This is a genomic window from Methylobacterium sp. WCS2018Hpa-22 (assembly GCF_031843785.1).
GTDB lineage: Bacteria > Pseudomonadota > Alphaproteobacteria > Rhizobiales > Beijerinckiaceae > Methylobacterium.
Window position 1 is genome coordinate 45,655 of sequence record NZ_JAVTJA010000025.1, and the last position, 7,364, is coordinate 53,018.

A 7,364-nucleotide genomic window follows, 5' to 3' on the forward strand; every position below is an offset into this window, starting at 1 on the left:
GACGGCAGCGGCCGGTGGGGTGGATGTGGCCAAGCGCCTGATCGCACTGTGAAGGCTCGGCTCGCAAACCGCGGGGGGGATCCTCGCCCGCCCCTTCGGAAACACAATCCGAGAGCAAGCTTGGCCATGGCTTCCCCTTGGGCAGGACTGGTCTCCTTGAAACACACCGACGCGGCTGCTGATGTTTCGCCGACACGCCGTAAGTTGATCATTGGCGCAGCAATCGGTGTGGTCGGTGGCATAGGTGCTTCACATTCCGCCGACAGCGCCCCCTTCGCCGCCCTCGAAAGTCGATACGGTGGGCGCCTGGGGCTACTCGCGCTCGACACCGGCTCCGGTCGAACCCTCGAGCACCGGGCCGACGAACGTTTCCTGATGTGCAGCACCTTCAAGGGTTTGCTGGCCGCGCACGTCTTGGCCCGCGTCGATGCGGGAGCGGAAAGTTTTGGGCGTGAAGTCGCTTTTTCGCGCGTTGATCTTGTGTCACCCTCACCTGTGACAGAGTTGCACGTCTCGCGCGGCGCGCTGTCAGTCGAGACGCTCTGCCAAGCGATGGTTGAAACGAGCGATAATACCGCCGCGAATCTGCTGATGAAGTCCAGCGGCGGGCCTGACGGCCTCACCCGCTTTCTTCGCAGCATCGGCGATGAGGTCACACGCGTCGATCGCTTCGAGCTTGCTGCGAATACCCCCAAGGGAAATCTGGACACAACGACGCCCCGGGCCATCGTTGCTTCAGCCCGCTCGATCCTTCTCGGCGACGTGCTGATAGCCGGGAGCCGAGAAAAGCTTGAAAGCTGGATGGTCAACTGCAAGCCGGGCTCGCAACGCTTGCGTGCGGCCTTGCCGGCCCGATGGCGAGTAGGAAACAGGCCAGGCACCAGCGTCGACCGACACACCAACGACTACGCTATCGTCCGACCCCCAGGGCGTCCTGCACTCATGATTGCAGCTTATTACGACGCGCCGGGACTTGCGATGGACGTGCGCGAGGCAGTGCTGCGCAAGGCTGGTTCCGCTGTGGTGACCTGGGCGACCTCATGAGTTGGCGGCGGGAGGCGTGTCGCGATGTGATGCTCCGCAGACCACCGATCCGGTCTTCGAGGTCGACACCAACCCTCATGTTTCAACGAACGAACGTGCTATGCCGCAAACCAGCTACACGGTCCTGCCCAGCCCGATCGGTCCGCTTGTTCTGGCCGGTACGGACGAGCGCCTGCATTGCATCGGTTTCCCAACCGGCAAGGGCGCCGTTGCCCCGAAACCGGACTGGCTCCGGGACGACGCGGCCTTCGCCGAAGCCCGGCGGCAATTGAGTGCCTATATCGAAGGCCGGCTGACCCGGTTCGACCTCGAACTCGACCCGCGCGGCACACCGTTCCAGAGGCAGGTCTGGACCGCGCTCATTGACATCCCGCTGGGCGAGACGATCAGCTACGGCGAGTTGGCCAGGCGAATCGGCCGTCCGAGCGCCAGCCGGGCCGTGGGTGCCGCCAATGGCGCCAACCCGCTCCCCATCGTGGTTCCGTGCCACCGCGTCATCGGCACGGGAGGCAGCCTCACGGGGTTTGCCGGCGGCCTCGACACGAAAAAGTGGCTGCTCGCGCTGGAGCGCGGGGCGACCTCTCGTGTCTCGGCGCAGCTCAGCCTGCTCTGAGCGCCTGTTCGGGGTGTCTGTCCAAGGCTTGACCTCATCCTGTGGTGCCGCGGAGCGGCCTCGAAGGAGGCCTCCAGAACCCAACGAGGCAACTGGAGGGCTCGCTCAAAGCCTCCGCTACGCTCCGGCACCTCAGGATGAGGTGATCTGATGGGATGATCGATTCTGAGCCCGGTCCGACGCGGCGCTGTGATTATTCTCCACATCCCCACCGCGACGACAAGCAGGCCCGTCCGCAGACACGCCCTGCGTGTTTCGAATTTTGGCGCATCCCGTTCCTGACGTATCCGGCTGCCCAGCGGCCCAACGACAGGGCCGAGCCGGAGGGATGAATGGCGGGACCGGACAATCGTCTGAGCGGGCTCGGCAAGGACGCGATGCGCCTGCTGCGTCCGATCTGGCCGCTCGTGGCCGTGTCCTCGGCGATCGGGGCGCTGAGCGGCCTCGCCACGGCGACGGTTCTGGCCAAGGTCAACACGGCCATCCATGCGGAGGGCGGTCTTTCCGAGACTTTCATTCCCGTCTTCCTCGGCCTCGTCCTTCTCGGCGTGGGCGGGTCCCTTCTCTCCGGGCTCGGCAGCGCCCTGGCGAGCGGACGCATCAGCGCCGGCCTCAGCCGCGATCTCGCCGACATGATCCTCACGGCGCCCATCGACCGCATCGAGCAGATCGGCCGCCACAAGGTCCTCGCTTCGCTCAACACGGATGCCGCCACGCTGTCGACGACGGTGGCGATGCTGTCGGGGCTCATCATCCAGAGCGGCGTCACCGCCGGATGCCTCGTCTACATGCTCACTCTGTCAGCCCCGCTCCTCGCCATCACCCTGCTGGTCTTCGGCCTCGGCAGCTATGTCGAGAACATCCTGCGCCGCCGCGCCATGGTCGGCTACCGCACGCGCCGCTCCCTCGCCGACACGATGCAGAAGCATTTCCAGAGCCTGACCGAAGGCAGCCGGGAATTGCGGCTCAACCGGCAGCGCCGAATGCGGTTGAGGGACGGGGCCCTGACCTCGTCCATCGAAGAACTCCGCCGCAACGAATTCAGGACCCATACGCTCCTCGAATTCTCCTACCTGACGAAGAAGCTGGCCCTGTTCGCCACGATCGCGGCCATCGTGACCTACAAGGCGACTCTGGGGATCGACAACGCGGTCCTCTCCGGCTTCGTCCTCGTGCTGCTCTATATCGAGCTGCCGGTCACCTACATCCTCGCCATCCTGCCCGAGATCGGCCGGGCGCGGATCGCCTACCAGCGCATCGCCGAATTCTCGGCCGGACGCACCGTCTCGGAGCCGAACCTGCTCGCGCCGGAGGACACGCGGACGCCCCGGACCATTGAGGAAATCGAGCTTCGCGGCGTCAGCCACGCTTTCCCGGCCGTCGAGGGCAAGCCGGGCTTCACCCTCGGGCCCATCGACCTCACCGTGCGGCGGGGGGAGATCCTGTTCATCGTCGGCGAGAACGGCTCGGGCAAGACCACCCTCATCAAGCTGATCCTCGGCCTGTATCCGCCACAGACCGGCACCCTGTTCCTCGACGGGGCGCCGGTGACGGACGAGACGCGGGACGCCTACCGCCAGCATTTCTCGGCGGTGTTCTTCGACTATTACCTGTTCGACGATCTCGTCCTGCCCGCCGGGGCGGATCCGGCGGCGGCGGATGCCTATCTCGAGACCCTGGACCTCGCCCACAAGGTGACGATCCGGGACGGGGCCTTCTCCACCGTCGATCTCTCGGCCGGGCAGCGCAAGCGCCTGGCCCTGGTTCAGGCCTATCTCGAAGGACGGCCGGTCCTCGTCCTCGACGAGTGGGCGGCGGAGCAGGACCCCACCTTCCGCCGCCTGTTCTACACACGGCTCCTGCCGGACCTGAAGCGTGAGGGCCGGACCCTGATCGTCATCAGCCATGACGACCGCTACTTCGATGCGGCCGACCGGGTGATCCACCTGAACAACGGCGCGATCCTGGAAGCTCCCCGAACGGAAGCGACCGCGTGAGCGAGACTCCGCCTATTTCGGCAGGGCGTAGATGTTCACGTCGAGTTTCTCGTCCGCCTTGTCGTTCAGGTCGGTGACGTATTCCTCGATGAAGCGGTCCTGGACCACCACGTCCTTGGCGTCGAGATAGGCGGTGAGCGTCTCGTAGGTGCCGTCGATCTCGTCGTAGGAGCCCTTGTGCGGGAAGCGCAGGGCCTTGCCGCTGGGGGTCGTGCCGAAGCGCAGACCGCCCGACTCGGCGGGCTTCGGGTCCGGCATGGAGGCGATCGGGATCATCGCCTCGAACTGGAATCCGTCATCGTCGGTCTTGGCGAAGACCGCGATCGGCCGCCCGGTGGGGGTGATCCCGTCCTTGGCCAGCGCCTCCTCGATCTTCACGAAGGCGGCCTTCAGGGCCGGCACCGCCTCCTCCCAGCTCGCCCGCCCCGCCAGGATCGCGGCGGGCTTGGGCGGCAGCGAGACCTCGTCCACGTCGTTGGCGTCGCCGGGGGTCTCCACCAGGGTCTGGCGTGCCGGGCCGGCCGGGAGCGCCGGCGCGGCGGGAAGCGCCTGGGTCGGCACCGGACGGGCCGGCGCGTCGGGATTGACCGGATCGGGCGCCGTCGTGGTCGGCAGGGGAGAGGAGGTCGCGGGCGAGGACGGCTGCTGCGCGAGCGCGGAGGAGACGGCCAAAGCGGCGGCGAGGCTGACGAGCGGCAATAGACGATGACGGGTCAAGGCAACGCTCCGGAGATCGCACGCCGCGACGAATCGTACGGCTGAATCGCGAAGCCTTAAAATAGGGAGGAAGCCGCCCGCCTGCGAGACGCCAACCCGCCCCGAACGCAGGAACGTGACGGGCGCGTCCCTTGTGCAACGCTCCCCCGAGCGGACCCCGCGTGCGCGGCCCGGCGCTTTGTCCTATATGCGGGGGCCTCGCACGCGGGATGCCCCGTTCAGACAACGAAACCGAAGACGATCATGACGAGGCTCGAGAACCGTCGGTTCCTGAAGATGCACGGGGCGGGCAACGCCATCGTGGTGCTGGACCTGCGCGGCACGGAGCTGGTCGTGCGCGCCGAGGAGGCCCGCGCCATCGCCGGCCACCCGCGCTCCGGCTTCGACCAGCTCATGGTCATCCACGATCCGCGCAGCCCCGGCACGGACGGCTTCATGCGGATATACAATACCGACGGGTCGGAATCCGGCGCCTGCGGCAACGGCACCCGCTGCGTCGCCTACGCCATGCTGGACGACCCGGCCATGGCGCGCCCGGCTGAGAACGGCCGCCTCACCCTGGAGACCAAGGCGGGGCTCGTCGAGGTGAAGCGCGTGGCGCACACCTCCTTCACCGTCGATATGGGCCGCCCCCGCCTCAAGTGGGACGAGATTCCGCTGGCCGAGCCGTTCCCCGACACGCGGCGGATCGAGCTCCAGATCGGCCCGATCGACGCGCCCGTGCTGCATTCGCCGGGCGTGGTGAACATGGGCAACCCCCACGCGGTGTTCTTCGTCGAGCGCGATCCCGACGGCTACGATCTCGGCCGCATCGGCCCGATGCTCGAGAACCACCCGATCTTTCCCGAGCGCGCCAACATCTCCGTGGCTCAGGTGACGGGGCCCGACACGATCAAGCTCCGGGTCTGGGAGCGCGGCGCGGGGTTGACGCTCGCCTGCGGCACCGCCGCCTGCGCCACCCTGGTGGCGGCCTCGCGCCTGCGCATGCTGGCGCGCCACGCCACCGTGAGCCTGCCCGGCGGCGACCTCGTCATCGAATGGCGCGCCGACGACCACGTGCTGATGACCGGCCCCGTGGCCCTCGAATGGGAGGGTTTCCTGTCCCCCGAACTCTTCACGCGGGTGGACTGAGTGGCGGTGGAGACCCTGACCTTCGGCTGCCGCCTCAACACGGTGGAATCCGAGGTGATGCGCCGCCATGCCGAGGCGGCCGGGACGGGCGCGGACCTCGTCCTCGTCAATACCTGCGCCGTCACGACGGAGGCCGGACGCCAGGCCCGCAAGGCGATCCGCAAGCTCGCCCGCGAGCGGCCGGGGGCCGAGATCGTCGTCACCGGCTGCGGCGCTCAGGTGGAAACGGACGCCTATTCGGCGATGCCGGAAGTGGCGCGCATCGTCGGCAACGACGCCAAGACCAGGGCCGAGACCTGGCAGCCCGCCACGCATGTCAGACCGCGTCTCGAGATCGACGACATCATGGCCGCGCGGGAAGCCGCACCGACGCGGATCGCCTCGGTCGCCGGCCGTACCCGCGCCTTCGTGCCGGTGCAGAACGGCTGCGACCATCGCTGCACCTTCTGCATCATCCCCTTCGGCCGGGGGAATTCCCGCTCCGTCACGCTGGACGACGCGGTCGATCAGGTCCGCCGCATCGTCGACCATGGCGGGCGCGAAGTCGTGCTCACCGGCGTCGACCTCACCGCCTACGGCCGGGATCTGTCTCAGTCATCCAGCCTGGGACGGCTGGTCCAGGCGATCCTCCGCCACGTGCCGGATCTCGCACGCCTGCGCCTGTCCTCCATCGATTCCATCGAGGCCGACGCGGCTCTCTGGGAGGCGATTGCCGGCGAGAACCGGCTGATGCCGCATTTCCACCTTTCGCTGCAGGCCGGCGACGACCTGATCCTCAAGCGCATGAAGCGCCGGCACGGCCGCGACGATGCGATCCGGTTCTGTGAGGCCGTGCGGCGTCTTCGCCCGAATGCCGTCTTCGGGGCCGACCTCATCGCCGGCTTTCCCACCGAGACGGAAGAGCAGTTCACCCGCTCCCTCGATCTCGTTGCCGAATGCGGCCTCACGCATCTCCACGTCTTCCCCTATTCGCCCCGCCCCGGCACGCCGGCCGCGCGCATGCCGCCCGTCGCCGGAGACGTGATCCGCGAGCGCGCCGCCCGTCTTCGTGACGCGGGAGCCACGGCACTGACGGCACATCTCGCGGGAGAGGTCGGCCGGACCCACCGCGTGCTCACCGAGCGCGGCGGAATGGCGCGTACGGAAGGGTTCACCCCGGTCCGGCTGGCAGCCGACACGCCCCCGGGCGAGCTTCGCGACGTGACGATCGCAGGGCATGACGGCCGGGTGCTGATCGGGGCGGAGTAATCCTCCGCCCTATGCGAGCGAGGAGATCCACCCAGCTACTGTTTCAGGCAGAGCGCGTCCCTCTCCCCCTTGTGGGGAGAGGCTAGGAGTGGGGGTGGCTCCGCCAGCCTCCGCAGCCTGAGGGTCGCCCAACCACCCCCACCTCCAACTCCTCCCCACAAGCTCGACGGATCTCGGGCAGGCCCGAGATCCGCTGGGGAGGAGGGCAGGGCGGCGCATCCCGCCATTTGTGTGAATATCGTAGATCATGCTGCGGATGAGGGTGGTCGCGGAGCGACCGGGAGAGGGAGCGACCTCTCCGGAGATGGCGCTCCCCTCGTCCGACTTGGCTCGCGGGCCACCTTCTCCCGCAGAGGGGAGAAGGAATCGCGCGTTATGCGCCGACCCGATACCCACATCTCGATCTGCTCCAGCATTATGTCCCGGCGCCAGCGCCTCGACCGTAATGGCCGGCCTTCTGAAGGAGAGCGGCAGTGTCAGGCAGCGCCGCCTCTCCCCGCGCGCGGGGAGAGGATCGCGGACACCTTGTCGTGTCCGCGATGAGCGAGAGGCGAAGCCGAAGCGAGGGTGAGGGGGCGCATCCGAACTTGGCTCACCCGGACGCGCCCCCTCAC

At 67.8% G+C, this 7,364-nt stretch carries 6 protein-coding genes; 5 read left to right on the forward strand and 1 reads right to left on the reverse strand.

Translation table 11 applies throughout. From position 1 onward, the window contains the following. The first annotated feature begins 156 nt into the window (after window positions 1-156). From bla to RQI43_RS23255, 3 genes are all read left to right on the forward strand, one after another. A complete protein-coding gene (gene bla, locus RQI43_RS23245; RefSeq protein ID WP_311276734.1) occupies window positions 157-1,044 on the forward strand; it encodes a class A beta-lactamase in 888 nt (295 codons plus the stop codon). 100 nt (window positions 1,045-1,144) lie between these two features. Beyond that, the gene (locus RQI43_RS23250) at window positions 1,145-1,657 is read left to right on the forward strand and encodes a methylated-DNA--[protein]-cysteine S-methyltransferase (RefSeq protein ID WP_311276735.1); all 513 of its coding nucleotides are present in this window, start codon (window positions 1,145-1,147) and stop codon (window positions 1,655-1,657) included. A 332-nt stretch (window positions 1,658-1,989) separates the two neighbouring features. After that, window positions 1,990-3,654, forward strand: coding sequence for a cyclic peptide export ABC transporter (locus tag RQI43_RS23255; protein WP_311276736.1), 1,665 nt, complete (start codon window positions 1,990-1,992; stop codon window positions 3,652-3,654). A gap of 12 nt (window positions 3,655-3,666) precedes the next feature. Here RQI43_RS23255 and RQI43_RS23260 read toward each other — a convergent pair whose 3' ends face one another. After that, complete coding sequence (locus RQI43_RS23260) at window positions 3,667-4,371, reverse strand: GyrI-like domain-containing protein (RefSeq protein ID WP_311276737.1); 705 nt, start codon at window positions 4,369-4,371, stop codon at window positions 3,667-3,669. A 243-nt stretch (window positions 4,372-4,614) separates the two neighbouring features. Between RQI43_RS23260 and dapF the strand changes: the two genes are divergently transcribed. Together dapF and mtaB are read left to right on the forward strand one after the other, a co-directional pair. Continuing rightward, window positions 4,615-5,502 carry a diaminopimelate epimerase gene (gene dapF / locus RQI43_RS23265; RefSeq protein WP_311276738.1) on the forward strand — a complete coding sequence of 296 codons (888 nt, stop codon included), beginning with the start codon at window positions 4,615-4,617 and terminating at the stop codon, window positions 5,500-5,502. Then, window positions 5,503-6,750, forward strand: coding sequence for a tRNA (N(6)-L-threonylcarbamoyladenosine(37)-C(2))-methylthiotransferase MtaB (mtaB, locus tag RQI43_RS23270; protein ID WP_311276739.1), 1,248 nt, complete (start codon window positions 5,503-5,505; stop codon window positions 6,748-6,750). The last annotated feature ends 614 nt before the right edge of the window (window positions 6,751-7,364 follow it).